Annotated in this window: 15 protein-coding genes; 8 read left to right on the top strand and 7 right to left on the bottom strand. The window is 66.4% G+C overall.

The window, feature by feature from the left end:
• Positions 1-155: 155 nt before the first annotated feature.
• The 5 genes from mdtD to ACZK5G_RS16985 all read right to left on the bottom strand — a co-directional run bounded on the left by mdtD (position 156) and on the right by ACZK5G_RS16985 (position 4,801).
• Positions 156-1,565: a multidrug transporter subunit MdtD gene (gene mdtD / locus ACZK5G_RS17005; protein WP_010482759.1), complete on the bottom strand. Its 1,410-nt coding sequence runs from the start codon at positions 1,563-1,565 to the stop codon at positions 156-158.
• A gap of 92 nt (positions 1,566-1,657) precedes the next feature.
• Positions 1,658-2,740 carry a uroporphyrinogen decarboxylase gene (gene hemE, locus ACZK5G_RS17000; protein WP_019336385.1) on the bottom strand — a complete coding sequence of 361 codons (1,083 nt, stop codon included), beginning with the start codon at positions 2,738-2,740 and terminating at the stop codon, positions 1,658-1,660.
• A gap of 26 nt (positions 2,741-2,766) precedes the next feature.
• A complete protein-coding gene (locus tag ACZK5G_RS16995) occupies positions 2,767-3,006 on the bottom strand; it encodes a WGR domain-containing protein (RefSeq protein WP_329893292.1) in 240 nt (79 codons plus the stop codon).
• 143 nt (positions 3,007-3,149) lie between these two features.
• The gene (gene aroB, locus ACZK5G_RS16990; RefSeq protein ID WP_478464158.1) at positions 3,150-4,262 is read right to left on the bottom strand and encodes a 3-dehydroquinate synthase; all 1,113 of its coding nucleotides are present in this window, start codon (positions 4,260-4,262) and stop codon (positions 3,150-3,152) included.
• Positions 4,259-4,801 (bottom strand): shikimate kinase, encoded by a 543-nt coding sequence (locus ACZK5G_RS16985; protein WP_032127802.1) that lies wholly within the window; start codon positions 4,799-4,801, stop codon positions 4,259-4,261. The genes aroB and ACZK5G_RS16985 overlap by 4 nt, the downstream gene beginning before the upstream one ends.
• A gap of 98 nt (positions 4,802-4,899) precedes the next feature.
• Here ACZK5G_RS16985 and ACZK5G_RS16980 point away from each other — a divergent pair, with 98 nt between their 5' ends.
• Complete coding sequence (locus tag ACZK5G_RS16980; protein WP_005410663.1) at positions 4,900-5,103, top strand: dodecin family protein; 204 nt, start codon at positions 4,900-4,902, stop codon at positions 5,101-5,103.
• A 6-nt stretch (positions 5,104-5,109) separates the two neighbouring features.
• Here the strand turns inward: ACZK5G_RS16980 and ACZK5G_RS16975 are convergent, their stop codons facing one another.
• On the bottom strand, positions 5,110-5,937 hold the full coding sequence (locus ACZK5G_RS16975; RefSeq protein WP_110713189.1) for a kinase: 828 nt from the start codon (positions 5,935-5,937) through the stop codon (positions 5,110-5,112).
• A 40-nt stretch (positions 5,938-5,977) separates the two neighbouring features.
• On the opposite strand from ACZK5G_RS16975, the gene pdxH reads away from it, so the two are divergent.
• The 4 genes from pdxH to ACZK5G_RS16955 all read left to right on the top strand — a co-directional run bounded on the left by pdxH (position 5,978) and on the right by ACZK5G_RS16955 (position 8,428).
• Positions 5,978-6,577, top strand: a complete 600-nt coding sequence (pdxH, locus tag ACZK5G_RS16970; protein ID WP_180847988.1) for a pyridoxamine 5'-phosphate oxidase — start codon at positions 5,978-5,980, stop codon at positions 6,575-6,577.
• Positions 6,574-7,041: an aminoglycoside 6'-N-acetyltransferase gene (gene aacA / locus ACZK5G_RS16965; RefSeq protein WP_478464156.1), complete on the top strand. Its 468-nt coding sequence runs from the start codon at positions 6,574-6,576 to the stop codon at positions 7,039-7,041. Before pdxH ends, aacA begins: the two co-directional genes overlap by 4 nt.
• Before the next feature lie 358 nt (positions 7,042-7,399).
• On the top strand, positions 7,400-7,813 hold the full coding sequence (locus ACZK5G_RS16960) for a hypothetical protein (protein WP_182266533.1): 414 nt from the start codon (positions 7,400-7,402) through the stop codon (positions 7,811-7,813).
• Positions 7,814-7,966: 153 nt separating this feature from the next.
• Entirely contained in the window at positions 7,967-8,428 is a 462-nt protein-coding gene (locus tag ACZK5G_RS16955; protein ID WP_182266532.1) for a DoxX family protein, read from the top strand.
• A gap of 136 nt (positions 8,429-8,564) precedes the next feature.
• Here ACZK5G_RS16955 and prpR read toward each other — a convergent pair whose 3' ends face one another.
• Positions 8,565-10,148 (bottom strand): propionate catabolism operon regulatory protein PrpR, encoded by a 1,584-nt coding sequence (prpR, locus tag ACZK5G_RS16950; protein WP_478464154.1) that lies wholly within the window; start codon positions 10,146-10,148, stop codon positions 8,565-8,567.
• Between the two features lie 153 nt (positions 10,149-10,301).
• Here prpR and prpB point away from each other — a divergent pair, with 153 nt between their 5' ends.
• From prpB to acnD, 3 genes are all read left to right on the top strand, one after another.
• The gene (gene prpB / locus ACZK5G_RS16945) at positions 10,302-11,195 is read left to right on the top strand and encodes a methylisocitrate lyase (RefSeq protein WP_010482769.1); all 894 of its coding nucleotides are present in this window, start codon (positions 10,302-10,304) and stop codon (positions 11,193-11,195) included.
• A gap of 36 nt (positions 11,196-11,231) precedes the next feature.
• Complete coding sequence (gene prpC / locus ACZK5G_RS16940) at positions 11,232-12,389, top strand: bifunctional 2-methylcitrate synthase/citrate synthase (protein WP_014038133.1); 1,158 nt, start codon at positions 11,232-11,234, stop codon at positions 12,387-12,389.
• Between the two features lie 97 nt (positions 12,390-12,486).
• Entirely contained in the window at positions 12,487-15,105 is a 2,619-nt protein-coding gene (gene acnD, locus ACZK5G_RS16935) for a Fe/S-dependent 2-methylisocitrate dehydratase AcnD (protein ID WP_478464153.1), read from the top strand.
• Positions 15,106-15,120 lie beyond the last annotated feature (15 nt).

The following is a 15,120-nucleotide window of genomic DNA, read 5'->3' as shown; positions in this document are numbered from 1 at the left end:
GCGGGGTGTCAGCCGCATGGATGCGGCTGCCAAGCCTACAGGGACGTACTTGCGGCGTCCCCGCAATCCGACACCGCCCCGCCATTCCACGGAATGCCCGCTTTTGACGCTGACGTTGATTCGGCGGGTGCAGGGTGCAACCCTGCCGAACCCCCTCACTCCGCGACGTGCTCGACCTGCCGTGGCTCCGGCTTGGTGTCCGGCAGCTGCCAGAAGATCATCGTCGAGGTCAGGGTGATCGCGCCCACGCACAGGAACGTCGCATGCAGTGCCGCGGTGGCGCTGTTGCTGTCCAGGTGATTGCCGAACGCGGCCAGCAGGCTGCCGGCCGCCGCGGCACCGAAACCGGCGGCGAGCATCATCACCATCGACAGCAGGCTGTTGCCGGAACTGGCGAACTCGCGGTCCAGATCCCGCAGCGTCACGGTGTTCATCACGGTGAACTGCAGGGAATTGACCGCACCGAAGAAGGCCAGCTGCAGCAGGCGCCAGGCCAGGTGCTGGCCGGGTGTCATCAGGATGAAGCTGGCCATCGCCAGGCCAACCAGCACGGTGTTGACCATCAGCACGCGGCGGTAGCCGTAGCGCTCGACCAGCTTCACCGCCAGCTTCTTCGACACCATGCCGGCCGCCGCCACCGGCACCATCATCAGGCCGGCGTTCATCGGGCCAAGGCCCAGGCCGACCTGCAGCAGCAACGGGATCAGCATCGGCATGGCGCTGCTGCCGATGCGCGAGAACAGGTTGCCAAGGATGCCGATGCGGTAGCTGGGCACGCGGAACAGGGCCAGCGAGAACAACGGCGCGGTGGAGTTGGCGGCATGCAGCCAGTAACCGACCAGTGCGGCCAGGCCGGCCACGGTCATCAGCATCACCAGCGCATGTGGCGTTCCGAGCCCGGAGATGCCGTCCAGCGCCAGCGACAGCACCACCATCGCAAAGGCCAGCATGATGTAGCCGCGCAGGTCGAAACGGGTGCGATGGCTGGCGTAGTGGTCGGGCATGATCTTCATCGCGGCGATGAAACCGATCACGCCGATCGGCAGGTTGATCAGGAACACCCAGTGCCACGACGCGATCTCGACCAGCCAGCCACCCAACGTCGGGCCGATCAACGGGCCGACCAGCGCGGGGATGGCGATGAAGCTCATCGCGCGCAGGAAGTCCTCGCGTGGCACCGAACGCATCACTGCCAGGCGGCCGACCGGCAGCAGCATCGCACCGCCGATACCCTGCAGCACACGTGCCCCAACCAGCTGGTGCAGGTGCTGGGCCAGCGCGCAGGCCAGCGAGCCGAGGGTGAACAGGATGATCGCTACCAGGAAGGTACGACGCGTGCCGTAGCGGTCGGCAATCCAGCCGGAGGCAGGGATGAAAGTGGCCACTGCCAGCGCGTAGCTGAACACCACCGACTGCATCTGCAGCGGGCTCTCGCCCAGGCTGGCCGCCATCGCCGGCAAGGCCGTGTTGACGATGGTCGAGTCCAGCATCTGCATGAAGATCGCCAACGAAACCAGCCACAGCAGGGGGCGCTGGCGGTTGTAGGTCGATGGCGATGTGGACATGGGGTGCGGCCGGTGCAGCGTGGGGGACGCCATGATCGCGCACTGCGGGTCACGGCGCGATCAACATCGCGCCGCAACCGCATGGGCATTGTTCAGCGCTGGCTGTGCGCGTGCACCGCGTCGACCAGCACCTGCACGTGCGCCGGGTCCATGTCCGGCGACATGCCGTGGCCGAGGTTGAACACATGGCCCTCGCGCGAACCACCGTTGCCGGCGGCATAGGTGTCGAGCACGCGTGCTGCAGCGGCGGCGATCGCATCCGGCGAGGCGTACAGCGTGGTCGGGTCAAGGTTGCCCTGCAGGGCGACGCGGCCACCGGTGCGGCGCATCGCTTCGTCCAGGTCCAGGGTCCAGTCCAGGCCCAGCGCATCGGCGCCGGTCTGCGACAGCGCTTCCAGGTGCAGGCCGGTGCCCTTGCCGAACAGGATCAGCGGCGTGCGCTCGCTGCCTTCGCCGCGCTCCAGGCCCTCGGCAATCCGCTGCAGGTAGCGCAGCGAGAACTCGCGGTACATCGACGGCGACAGCACGCCACCCCAGGTATCGAATACCTGCAGCGCCTGTGCACCGGCCGCGCGCTGCGCGCCGAGATAGGCGATCACCGCCTCGGTGGTGACCTCCAGCAGGCGGTGCAGGGCCTGCGGATGGTTCAGTGCCATCGCCTTGATCCGCGCGAAGTCCTTGCTGCCGCCGCCTTCCACCATGTAGCAGGCCAGCGTCCACGGGCTGCCGGAGAAACCGATCAGCGGCACCTGGCCGTCCAGCTCACGGCGGATCAGGCGCACCGCGTCCATCACGTAGCCCAGGTCCTGTTCCATGTCCGGCACCGCCAGCCTGGCGATGGCCGCTTCATCACGCACCGGGTGGCGGAACTTCGGGCCTTCGCCTTCGACGAAGTACAGCTCCAGGCCCATCGCATCGGGAATGGTGAGGATGTCCGAGAACAGGATGGCCGCATCCAGCGGGAAGCGGCGCAGCGGCTGCAGGGTAACCTCGCAGGCAATCTCCGGATTCTTGGCCATGGCCAGGAAGCTGCCGGCCTTGGCCCGGGTCGCGCGGTACTCCGGCAGGTAGCGGCCGGCCTGGCGCATCAGCCAGACGGGGGTGCAGTCCACCGGTTCGCGGCGCAGGGCGCGCAGCAGGCGATCGTTGCGGAGAGGGCTGGTCACGATGGGCATTCCTTGGACGAAAGTTGGCAGCGGCGTCAGTCGCCGTGCGAGAGGATCTGGAAACCGAGATGCAGTTCGGCATCGCGGGCCTTCTCGAAGGCATGGCGGGCTTCGTCGGCCTGCAGGAACAGCTCGCGCCGCAGCTGCGAGCGGCTGCCGACGCGGCCGCTCTCGCGCAGCAGTTCCCAGCCGCCGAACAGATCCGGCTGCAGGCTCAGGCGCAGGAAGCGCGGTGCCTGCGCACCGGCGTCGGGATGTTGCAGGTAGACGTGCATGGCGCCGATTGTAGCGGGGCCAGGGTGACCCCGGCCGCAACGCGGTGGTGCCGGCCGCTGGTCGGCAATGTCATCAACGGGGAAGCCGGCCAGCGGCCGGCACTACCAGGCTGCGCGGCAGGATTGCCGGCCAGCGGCCGGCACTACCGGGCCGACAGTACCTTCAGCACCGCCGCCTCATCCACGTCCGGCACCACTTCGGCGCGGCCCATGCCACGCCACAGCACCAGGCGTAGGCGGCCGGCCACGTTCTTCTTGTCCAGCCGCATGCGGCCGAGCAGGGCCTGCGGGTCCAGTCCTGCGGGGATCGCCACCGGCAGGCCGAGGCGTTCCAGCAATGCCTGCAGGCGCGCACGGTCGGCGTCGTCTGCCAGCCCCAGGTCGGTGGACAGCTTCGCCGCCAGCACCATACCCACCGCCACCGCCTCGCCGTGGTTCAACGCATCGCGGCCGGGGGCGGAGTAGCCCTGTTCGGTCTCGATGGCGTGGCCGAAGGTGTGGCCCAGGTTGAGAAGGGCGCGCTCGCCCTTCTCGAACGGATCGCGCTCGACGATGGCGGCCTTGTGCCGGCAACTGCGCGCGATGGCTTCAGCCAGCACTGCATCCTCGCTGGCGAGCAGTGCATCGGCATGCTGCTGCAGCCATTCGAAGAACACCGCGTCGCCCAGCGCGCCGTACTTCACCACTTCGGCCAGGCCGGCGCGCAACTCGCGCGGCGGCAGGGTGGCCAGCACGCGGGTATCAGCGATCACCGCGCGCGGCGGATGGAACGCGCCGACCAGGTTCTTGCCGGCTGGAATGTCGACCGCGGTCTTGCCGCCCACCGACGAATCGACCATCGCCAGCAGGGTGGTCGGCAATTGCACGCAGTCCACGCCGCGCATCCAGCAGGCGGCGGCGAAACCGGCGAGGTCACCGACCACGCCGCCGCCGAGGGCGAACACACAGGCGTCGCGGGTGGCGCCGATCGCGGCCAGCGCTTCGATCGCGCGGCCGAATTCGGCCAGGGTCTTGGAGGCTTCGCCGGCGGCCAGCACGTGCTCGCCGACGATCAGGTCGGGGCGTGCGGCTAGCAGCGCCTGCTTCACGGCGGCCAGGTAGCGCGGAGCCACTTCGCTGTCGCTGAGCAAAAGCACGTGGCGGCCGCGCACATGCGAGGCCAGCGCGGAGCCGTCGGCCTGCGCGCCAGCGCCGATGGTGATGGAGTAGGGGCGGTCGCCGCCAACGGCGACCTGCAACAGGGCGGGGGAAGTCATGCGGTCAGGTCCTGGCGCTGCCATTGCGTGGCCAGCTTGACCACCAGGTGGGCGGTCGCGTCGGCAGCGGTATACGGGTCGGTATCGAGGGTGAGGTCGGCCAGTTCGCGGTACAGCGGGTCGCGGTGCGCGGCCAGATCGTGCAGCACCTGCTCGCGGTCCGGGCGCTGCAGCAGTGGCCTGCCTTTGTCGCGGGCCAGGCGTTCCAGCTGCGCGGCCACGCTGACCCGCAGGTAGACCACGAAGCCGCGCTGGGCGATCAGCGCACGGTTGTCCGGATCCAGTACGGCGCCGCCACCGGTGGAGACCAGCTGGCCGCGGCCTTCCAGCACACGGGCCAAGGCTTCGCGCTCATGGCTGCGGAAGCCGGTTTCACCCGAGTGCTCGAAGATGGTCGGGATGCTGGCGCCGGCGGCATCGACGATGGCCTGGTCGACATCGACGAAGTCCAGCGTGAAGCGCTCGGCCAGGCGGCGGCCGATGCAGGTTTTGCCGGCGCCCATCGGGCCGATCAGGATCAGGTTCGGAGCAGGATTCATGCCCTCTGATGCTAACACCTCCGTGCCCTTGCCTTTACGTTCTTCACGTCAGGGTAGGCGTTCCTGCGGGGTCTCCCGCGCCAGCCGGAGTACAGGTCATGACGGTCGCCAAGGTCATCGAAATCACCGCCTCCTCGCCCAAAAGCGTGGAGGACGCCGTGCGCAGCGGGCTGAAGAAGGTCTCCGAGACGGTCAAGGGCATCCAGGGCGCCTGGGTGAACGAGACCAAGGTGGTCACCAATGGCAGCGGCGAGATCACCGAATGGCGGGTCAACCTGCGGGTGACGTTCCTGGTGGAATAGGCGCGCTCAGCGCACGTCCTGTACCTGGCGCTGGCCGTCCAGCACCACCACGTGGTCGGCCAAGGCGGGCAGGGCGTGCAGTGCCTGCCGGCTGACCCGCTCGTAGTACTGCACGAAGCGCTCCAGCTGTGGCCGGCTCATGCCGTGCCGGCCCGGCTGCGCGGCCTGCAGGTTCTGTTCCTGCTGCCAGCGCCAGCGCGGTACCACCGAAAAATCCGGTGGCTGCAGGAACCACAGGCGGTCGCAGCGCTGCCACAGCGCCGGGTAGTCTCGGGCCAGCGCCTGGTTGCACCAGCGACGCCATCGGCCATCGGCGTCGGCCTCGCGTTCCAGCGCGTTCAGCGGGCTGTCCAGCGCGTCGTCGTCCTGCGCGGGCGTGCCCAGGAACCAGCCTTCGAATACCAGCAGGTCCAGCGTTTGTTGCAGCTGCGGCCATTGCGCTTCGGGCAGGCGTTCGTCGGCCAGCTTGTCGAAGCGCGGCATGGCGAAGGGCTGGCGTGCGGCCACCGCGTCCAGCACGGCATGGGCCAGCGGCAGGTCGTGGGTGCCGGGCGGGCCGCGGGTGATCAGCAGCGGATGCACCTGGCGGGCCAGTCGCTGGCGCTGCGCACGGGTGAGGTAGACATCATCGATCGACAGCGTGGCCGCGTTCAGGCCGCGTGCCTGGGCACGCGCCACCACCTGCGCGGCCAGCGTCGATTTGCCGCTCCCCTGCAGGCCGCTGATCGCCAATACTGGAACCGCTGCACCGCTGCCCAGCGCATCATCCAGCGCCTGTTCGGCCAATGTTTCGGGGAATCCTTTCACCTGGGGCATATACGCAGCAGCGGCCATGCAGCCACAATAGCCCAATCCGTGTGAGAAGAACGCAATCATGAGCGACCTGTACGCCGAAGCCCTGTCCACGTTTGCCGGCCTGTTCGAAGAGGCCAAACAGAGCCGCGAGGTCGAGCCGAACGCGATGACCGTGGCCACCGCCGATACGCAGGGCCGTCCCTCGGCGCGCACCGTGCTGCTGAAGGCCTTCGACGAGCGTGGCTTCGTCTTCTACACCCACCTGGACAGCCACAAGGGCCAGGAGCTGCAGGCCAATCCGCAGGCCGCACTGCTGTTCCTGTGGCGCAGCCTGCGCGAGGCCGGCATCCAGGTGCGCATCGAAGGCCGTGTCGAGCAGGTTGCCGATGCCGAGGCCGACGCCTATTTCGCCAGCCGCCCGCGCATGAGCCAGATCGGTGCCTGGGCCTCGCAGCAGTCGAAGACGTTGGCGACGCGCGAGGAATTCGACGCGCGCGTGGCCGAGATCGAAGCCCGCTTCGAAGGCAAGGACGTGCCGCGTCCGGACGGCTGGAGCGGCCTGCGCGTGGTGCCTGACCGCATCGAGTTCTGGTACGGCGCGCAGTTCCGCCTGCACGAACGCTGGTGCTATGAAGCCGGTGCCGAAGGGCGCTGGAGCAAGCGCCTGCTGTACCCGTGATCGACAGCGCGCCCACCATCCGCCAGGCCACGCCGGCCGATGCGGCCGCGTGGGCGCAGTTGCGTCTCGGCCTGTGGCCCGATGCCGATGATCCGTTGGAGGAACTGGCGGAGTCGCTGGCCGATGCCGAAGGCGCGGTATTCCTCGCTTGTCTGGCCGGTGGCGAAGCGGTGGGCTTTGCCGAAGTACGCCTGCGCCATGACTATGTGAATGGCACCGAGTCTTCGCCAGTCGGCTTCCTGGAAGGCTGGTACGTGCAGCCTTCTTGGCAGGGCCATGCCGTGGGCCGTGCGTTGCTGATGGCAGTGCAGGACTGGACGCGTGCGGCGGGCTGCAGTGAGCTTGCGTCTGACAGCCGCGTGGAGGATGTGCACGCGCATGCTGCGCACCGCGCCTGCGGCTTCGAGGAAACCGAGCGCGTGGTGTATTTTTGCATGGCACTGGATGCCGAACCGCCTAGGTAGCCCATGCTTTTGTAGAGTCGAGCCATGCTCGACTGATGTTGCTTCAGTACCGCACTCGAGCAAGCTCGATTCCACTGGAGCTGGCTGTCGCATTCGGACCGGCTCGCTTCATCTGTGACCACTTCGTCATCGCGGCCCTTCGAAGGATGCATCCAACGAGTTGGGACGCCACTCGACCTGAAGTTGCCTCTCTGCAGTGCTTTTTGCTGCGCTGGCGAGAGAGCTAGTGTTCCCGCTTGTTCTCGCAGAGATCGAAGTAAGGTCGTCTGATTGCAGCTGATAATTCACCGTAGTGTGAAGAGAATGCATAGTTGCGCCTTTGGCGGTCGCGAACTGATGAAAGCTGAGGAGAAGTGGAGTGTCGAAGTTGGCTTTGGCCTTCGTGTCGTTTGCCTTTCTCGTCCTCCAATCGGGAAGAGCGGAATCGAAGGATCTGGACTATCGGTTGGTACTGACGGCGGATACCGGGATTGTGGATGGGCAGGTAGTGCGCTATCTGACAATGTTTGAGGACGCCTGTCTTACCGTGCAGAACCTTGTGCCTGGCGATGTAGCGAAGGTTAAGGTCGAGAAAAGGCTCTGCAATCTGGAGGGCAAGGACATTGCTGCTGAATTTGTTGATGTTAAATTCAAGCGCGGCGTGTTCACCGACGATGGACTATTTTTCGAGGTTAGCGCGACTCCCTTCAGACCTTTGGGTGAGAGAAGGCTCTATTGCCAAGTAAAGTTTGATGGTGGTGAGGCTGAGCAGCTGTCTTGCGAAGATAGGTAGTCTGATTAGTGAGGTACGGGCCTCCTGTTGAACTGAAGGGCTGTTGCAGAGCGCGCGCATTCTGGGTTGTCGCATTCGGACCGGATCGCTTCATCTGCGAGCAGGCCCGCAACCGGCACACTCAGCGGGATACCCTCGACTTCCGGAGTTTCCATGCCTTCTTGGCGTTGCATGTTTGCCGTGCCATCCCCGCGTGTTGGCATGGAAGCACTCCTGCTGCTGCTCGCCCGCATTGTCGCCGGGGTGATGTTCTGTGTGTCCGGCTGGAACAAGGTGTTCACCGATGCGGGACGCGAGCGGATGGTGCATACGCTGGTCGATGCGGGGATTCCGTTCCCGGTGTTCAGTGCGCCGGTGCTGGGCGCGATTGAATGGATTGCCGGCGGACTGCTGGTGCTGGGGCTGCTGAGCCGCCCTTCGGCATTGCTGCTGGCGGGCATCTGCGCGGTGGCCGCATTGACGGATGGCATCGCACGCATTCCCGCAGGATTGAGCGTGCCGGATTGGTTGAGCTGGTTCTTCTACCTGAGCGAAGTGCCGCTTGGAGTGCTGCTGCTTTGGATTGCGGCGGTGGGTAGCGGCCGGTTCGCCATCGAGGCGCGTTGGGTACGGTGAGTGCGCCTCGTCCGCGCGCAGCCGGAGTGCGCCTGTAGCATTTGGTGTGTTCCGGTAGATCCACGCCATGCGTGGATGAGATGCTTGACGGAAGAGCGGTGCGAACCAAGGTTCGCACCCACCAGGCAACGAGTGGTTACAACCCCTCCGCGCGCAGCCAGCGCCACAGCGTGGTGCGTGAGACGCCCAGCGCCTGCGCCATCCCCTCGCGATCATTGCGATGTTCCTGCAGCAGCGTCTCCAGCTGCGCACGCGGCGGGCGCTTGCCGTTGCTTTCCACCGGCAATGCCGCGACACCTTCATTCATAAGTTCGGGGGCCAACTGCAGCAGTCGTGCAGCATCAATCAGGCCTTCTCCTGGCTGCCAGTGGATGCGCAGGCGATCCACCAGATTACGCAGCTCACGCACGTTGCCGGGCCACTCGGCGGTGGTCAGTACCGCCAGTGCATGCTCATCCAGTGGCGCATCGATGCCGCGCAGCTGGCGGAAGAAGTGCTGTGCCAGCAAGGGGATATCCGCGCGCCGCGCACGCAGCGAGGGCAGGGCGATACGCAACGCGGCCAGGCGGTAGTACAGGTCGCGCCGGAAGCTACCGGCTGCCGCGCGCTGTTCCAGCGACTGCAGGGTCGCGGCCACCACGCGCAGGTCCACCGGTGTCGGTTCGGTGGCACCCACGCGCAGCACTTCACGTTCCTCCAGCACACGTAGCAGGCGAGTCTGCAGTGGTAGCGGCAGTTCGCCGATCTCATCCAGGAACAGCGTACCGCCGTCTGCGGCCTCGACCAGGCCGACACGGCCGCCACGACGCGCACCGGTAAAAGCGCCATCGCTATAGCCGAACAGTTCCGCTTCCAGCAGTGATTCGCTGATGGCGCCGCAGTTCAGCGCCACGAAGCGTCCGCGACGACCGCTGGCGGCGTGCAGCTGGCGCGCCACCAGTTCCTTGCCGGTGCCGGTTTCGCCGCTGACCAGCACGGTGCTGTCATGTGGGGCGTAGAGCGCGATCTGCGCGCGCACCCGCGCCATCGCGTCGCTGTCGCCGAGCAGTTCATGCGCATCGGAACGCGCTGCCGGGCGCCGGCGTGGGGCAGGGCGGTTGCTGCCGGAACTTGCCAGAGTCTGGGTCAGTTCCAGCGCATGTTCGAACGCCTGTCGCACCGAGTCGGCCGAATACAGCAGCACGCCGGGCAGTCCGGCCTGTTCGGCGTGGTCGATGGCCATGCCGGTGCCGACGATCACTTCGATGCCGTTGGCGCGCAGGTCGGCGATGCAGTCGCGCGCGTCCTCGCGGGTGACGAAGCGCCGATGCTCGATATCCAGGCCGAAACTCTGCTGGAAGTTGCTGAACACCGGCACGTCGCTGGCGTGGGTGACCAGGCCGATGCGGCTGGCGATGCGTCGCGCGCGCGCCAGCGCCTCCATCAGGTCGAAGCCGTTGGCCTGGATCGGCACCAGTGGCAGCTCCAACCGGCCGCGCAGCCAGGCGGCGTTGGAGCCGCCGGCAATCACCACATCGCAATGCTCGCGGCGCAGGCGCTGGCCGATCACCTCCACCGCTTCCTCGAAGCCGAGGTTGATCTGCTCGATGCGCGCGCGGCGGTCGAACTCGGGAATGACGTCGCCGAGCAGGCCGGTCAGTCGCGAGACGCTGACCGTCCAGATCACCGGGCGGCCGGGGTCGGCATCGGCATGGCGCAGGGGTGAGCGGGGCAGGTACATGGCGGCGGGTTCAGACGGGGTGTTTCATGATACATCTGTTTCAATGTTTCATTTGTTTCGCGGTTGCGTGTCGGTCATCCCCGTGAAATCAATCGCTTGCAGCTTGGCATGGTGCTTGCGCCTACCCATCCGTTCTTCAACCTGGATTGCCGCATGACCGCTTCCACCCCTTTCTCCGCCGGTGCCCGCTTCCGTGAGGCCCTGGCTGCCGAATCGCCGCTGCAGGTGATCGGCGCGATCAACGCCAACCATGCCCTGCTGGCCAAGCGCGCCGGCTTCCGCGCGATCTACCTGTCCGGTGGCGGCGTTGCCGCGGGCTCGCTGGGCCTGCCGGACCTGGGCATCAATACCCTGGAAGACGTGCTGGTGGACGTGCGCCGCATCACCGATGTCTGCGACCTGCCGCTGATGGTCGACATCGACACCGGCTTCGGCCCGAGCGCGTTCAACATCGCGCGCACCGTGAAATCGCTGATCAAGGCCGGCGCGGCCGCCTGCCACATCGAAGACCAGGTCGGCGCCAAGCGCTGCGGTCACCGCCCCGGCAAGGAGATCGTCTCGCAGGGTGAAATGGTCGACCGCGTGAAGGCGGCCGCCGATGCCAAGACCGATCCGGACTTCTTCCTGATCGCGCGCACCGACGCCATCCAGGTGGACGGCGTGGACAAGGCTATCGAGCGCGCCATCGCCTGTGTCGAGGCCGGTGCCGATGGCATCTTCGCCGAGGCTGCCTACGACCTGGACACCTACCGCCGCTTCGTCGACGCGGTGAAGGTGCCGGTGCTGGCCAACATCACCGAATTCGGCGCCACCCCGCTGTTCAGCCGCGATGAACTGGCCTCGGCAGGCGTCGCGATCCAGCTGTTCCCGCTGTCGGCGTTCCGTGCCGCCAACAAGGCTGCCGAGAACGTCTACCAGGCGGTGCGCCGCGATGGCCACCAGCGCAATGTGGTGGAGACCATGCAGACCCGCGAAGAACTCTACGACCGCATCGGCTACCACGCCTTCGAGCAGCAGCTCGATGCACTGTTCGCCGCCAAGAAATAAGCAGTACCCTGCACCATCAAGTTTTCGGAGGGAAACATGAACGATACGACCGCAACCCCGACCTTCAAGCCGAAGAAGTCCGTCGCCCTGTCCGGCACCGCCGCCGGCAACACCGCGCTGTGCAGCGTGGGCCGTAGTGGCAACGATCTGCACTACCGTGGCTACGACATCCTGGACCTGGCCAACACCAGCGAGTTCGAGGAAATCGCCTACCTGCTGGTGCACGGCAAGCTGCCGACCCGCGCCGAGCTGGTTTCGTACAAGGCCAAGCTGAAGTCGCTGCGCGGCATTCCGGCAGCAGTGAAGGCGGCGCTGGAAGAACTGCCGCCGTCGGCACACCCGATGGACGTGATGCGCACCGGCGTGTCCGTGCTCGGCTGCGTGGCGCCGGAGAAGGACGATCACAACCATCCGGGCGCGCGTGACATCGCCGACAAGCTGATGGCCTGCCTCGGTTCGATGCTGCTGTACTGGTACCACTGGAGCCACAACGGCCGCGCCATCGACGTGGAAACCGACGACGACTCGATCGGTGGCCACTTCCTGCACCTGCTACATGGCGAGAAACCGCAGGAATCGTGGGTGAAGGCGATGCATACCTCGCTGATCCTGTACGCCGAGCACGAGTTCAACGCCTCGACCTTCACCTGCCGCGTCATCGCCGGCACCGGCAGCGACATGTACAGCGCGATCTGCGGTGGCATCGGCGCGTTGCGCGGCCCGAAGCATGGCGGCGCCAACGAAGTGGCGTTCGAAGTGCAGAAGCGCTACGACAACCCGGATGAAGCCGAGGAAGACATCAAGGCGCGCGTTGAGCGCAAGGAAGTGGTGATCGGTTTCGGCCACCCGGTCTACACCGTCTCCGATCCGCGCAACAAGGTGATCAAGGACGTGGCCCGCGAGCTGTCCGAAGAGCAGTCCAGCATGAAGATGTACGACATTGCCGAGCGCCTGGAATCGGTGATGTGGGACATCAAGAAGATGTTCCCGAACCTGGACTGGTTCAGCGCCGTCAGCTACCACATGATGGGCGTGCCGACCGCGATGTTCACCCCGCTGTTCGTGATCGCCCGCACCGCCGGCTGGAGCGCGCACATCGTAGAACAGCGCATCGACGGCAAGATCATCCGCCCGAGCGCCAACTACATCGGTCCGGAAGACCGCGACTTCGTCGCCATCGACAAGCGCGTCTGATCCACCTGCTGTACCCATCCGGCCGGCCCCGTGCCGGCCGGATGCTTTCGCCGCCGCACCGCCGGCACCCGGCCCGCCTCAAGCACTCCGCCAGCCCATGAATACCGATTACCGCAAGAACCTCCCCGGCAGCACGCTGGATTATTTCGACGCGCGCGCCGCTGTCGATGCAATCCAGCCCGGCGCCTATGCCACCCTGCCATACACCTCGCGCGTGCTGGCCGAGAACCTGGTGCGCCGCTGCGATCCGGCTACGCTTGGCGATTCGCTGAAGCAGCTGATCGAGCGCCGCCGCGACCTCGACTTCCCGTGGTTCCCGGCACGCGTGGTCTGCCACGACATCCTCGGCCAGACCGCACTGGTCGACCTGGCTGGCCTGCGTGATGCGATCGCCGACAAGGGTGGCGACCCGGCCAAGGTCAATCCGGTGGTGCCGGTGCAGCTGATCGTCGATCACTCGCTGGCGGTGGAGTGCGGTGGTTTCGATCCGCAGGCGTTCGAGAAGAACCGCGCCATCGAAGATCGCCGCAACGAAGACCGTTTCCACTTCATCGATTGGACCAAGCTGGCGTTCGAGAACGTGGACGTGATTCCGCCGGGCAACGGCATCATGCACCAGATCAATCTGGAGAAGATGTCGCCGGTGGTCTACGTGCAGGACGGCGTGGCCTTCCCGGATACCTGCGTGGGTACCGACAGCCATACCCCGCACGTGGATGCACTGGGCGTGATCGCGATTGGTGTTGGCGGCCTGGAAGCCGAGAACGTGATGCTGGGCCGCGCCTCGTGGATGCGTCTGCCGGACATCATCGGTGTCGAGCTGACCGGCAGGCCGCAGCCGGGCATCACCGCCACCGACGTGGTGCTGGCGCTGACCGAGTTCCTGCGCAAGGAGCGCGTGGTCGGTGCGTATCTCGAATTCTTCGGCGAGGGTGCTGCGGCACTGACCATCGGTGACCGCGCCACCATTTCCAACATGTGCCCGGAGTACGGCGCGACCGCCGCGATGTTCTACATCGACGGGCAGACCATCGATTACCTGCGCCTGACTGGCCGCGAGGAATCGCAGGTGGCGCTGGTGGAGAACTATGCCCGCACCACCGGCCTGTGGGCCGATGATCTGGCCACCGCGCAGTACGAGCGCGTGCTGCGCTTCGATCTGTCGACCGTGGTGCGCAACATGGCCGGCCCGAGCAATCCGCACCGTCGCCTGCCGGTGGCCGAACTGGTCGAGCGCGGCATTGCTGATGCGGCCAAGCTGGAAGCGGGCAAAGTCGAACAGGCGCAGGGGTTGATGCCCGATGGCGCGGTGATCATCGCCGCCATCACCAGCTGCACCAACACCTCCAATCCGCGCAACGTGATCGCCGCCGCGCTGCTGGCGCGCAAGGCCAACGAACGTGGCCTGCTGCGCAAGCCATGGGTGAAGTCGTCGCTGGCGCCGGGCTCGAAAGCGGTGCAGCTGTACCTGGAAGAATCCGGCCTGCTGCCGGACCTGGAGAAGCTGGGCTTCGGCATCGTTGCCTTCGCCTGCACCACCTGCAACGGCATGAGCGGTGCGCTGGACCCGAAGATCCAGCAGGAAATCATCGATCGCGACCTGTATTCCACCGCCGTGTTGTCGGGCAACCGCAACTTCGATGGCCGCATCCACCCGTATGCGAAGCAGGCCTTCCTGGCTTCGCCGCCGCTGGTGATCGCCTATGCCATCGCCGGCACCGTGCGCTTCGATATCGAGAAGGACGTGCTGGGCGTGGACACCGACGGCAACGAGGTGCGCCTGAAGGACATCTGGCCGAGCGACGCCGAGATCGACGCGGTGGTGAAGGCCTCGGTGAAGCCGGAGCAGTTCCGCCGCGTCTACAACCCGATGTTCAACGTGCGCGTGGAGCACGGTGCGGCGGTCAGCCCGCTGTACGACTGGCGCCCGCAGAGCACCTACATCCGCCGTCCGCCGTACTGGGAGGGCGCACTGGCCGGTGAGCGCACGCTGTCTGGCATGCGCGCGCTGGCGGTGCTGCCGGACAACATCACCACCGACCACCTGTCGCCGTCCAACGCGATCCTGGCGTCCAGTGCCGCCGGTGAGTACCTGGCGAAGATGGGCCTGCCGGAAGAGGACTTCAATTCCTACGCGACCCACCGCGGTGACCACCTGACCGCGCAGCGCGCTACGTTCGCCAATCCGAAGCTGTTCAACGAGATGGTGCGCAACGACGATGGCAGCGTGAAGCAGGGCTCGCTGGCGCGCGTGGAGCCGGAAGGCAAGGTGATGCGCATGTGGGAAGCGATCGAGACCTACATGGACCGCAAACAGCCGCTGATCATCATCGCCGGTGCCGACTACGGCCAGGGCAGCTCGCGTGACTGGGCCGCCAAGGGCGTGCGCCTGGCTGGCGTGGAGGCGATCGTGGCCGAAGGCTTCGAGCGCATCCACCGCACCAACCTGATCGGCATGGGCGTGCTGCCGCTGGAGTTCAAGCCGGGCACCACCCGCCTGACCCTGGGCATCGACGGCACCGAGACCTTCGATGTGATCGGCGAGCGCACCCCGCGCGCCGAGCTGACCCTGGTCATCCACCGCCGCGACGGCCAGGACGTGCTCGTGCCGGTCACCTGCCGCCTGGACAGCGACGAGGAAGTGGCGATCTACGAGGCCGGCGGCGTGCTGCAGCGCTTCGCCCAGGACTTCCTGGAAGGCGCCAAGGTGGCGTGATGCCGGACTGAATGC

This window comes from Stenotrophomonas sp. 62841_Sma (assembly GCF_056482945.1).
The sequence above is the reverse complement of the archived record's forward strand: the minus strand, read 5'-3'. Positions and strand labels throughout refer to the sequence as shown.

Excerpts from the sequence above, each read along its gene's own strand:
- aroB (WP_478464158.1), bottom strand. The coding sequence starts at position 4,262 with ATGACTTCCCCCGCCCTGTTGCAGGTCGCCGTTGGCGGCGACCGCCCC.
- ACZK5G_RS16985 (WP_032127802.1), bottom strand. The coding sequence starts at position 4,801 with ATGAATCCTGCTCCGAACCTGATCCTGATCGGCCCGATGGGCGCCGGC.
- ACZK5G_RS16955 (WP_182266532.1), top strand. The coding sequence starts at position 7,967 with ATGCCTTCTTGGCGTTGCATGTTTGCCGTGCCATCCCCGCGTGTTGGC.
- acnD (WP_478464153.1), top strand. The coding sequence starts at position 12,487 with ATGAATACCGATTACCGCAAGAACCTCCCCGGCAGCACGCTGGATTAT.
- ACZK5G_RS16995 (WP_329893292.1), bottom strand. The coding sequence starts at position 3,006 with ATGCACGTCTACCTGCAACATCCCGACGCCGGTGCGCAGGCACCGCGC.
- ACZK5G_RS16980 (WP_005410663.1), top strand. The coding sequence starts at position 4,900 with ATGACGGTCGCCAAGGTCATCGAAATCACCGCCTCCTCGCCCAAAAGC.
- ACZK5G_RS16975 (WP_110713189.1), bottom strand. The coding sequence starts at position 5,937 with ATGGCCGCTGCTGCGTATATGCCCCAGGTGAAAGGATTCCCCGAAACA.
- prpC (WP_014038133.1), top strand. The coding sequence starts at position 11,232 with ATGAACGATACGACCGCAACCCCGACCTTCAAGCCGAAGAAGTCCGTC.
- prpB (WP_010482769.1), top strand. The coding sequence starts at position 10,302 with ATGACCGCTTCCACCCCTTTCTCCGCCGGTGCCCGCTTCCGTGAGGCC.
- prpR (WP_478464154.1), bottom strand. The coding sequence starts at position 10,148 with ATGTACCTGCCCCGCTCACCCCTGCGCCATGCCGATGCCGACCCCGGC.
- mdtD (WP_010482759.1), bottom strand. The coding sequence starts at position 1,565 with ATGTCCACATCGCCATCGACCTACAACCGCCAGCGCCCCCTGCTGTGG.
- pdxH (WP_180847988.1), top strand. The coding sequence starts at position 5,978 with ATGAGCGACCTGTACGCCGAAGCCCTGTCCACGTTTGCCGGCCTGTTC.
- hemE (WP_019336385.1), bottom strand. The coding sequence starts at position 2,740 with ATGCCCATCGTGACCAGCCCTCTCCGCAACGATCGCCTGCTGCGCGCC.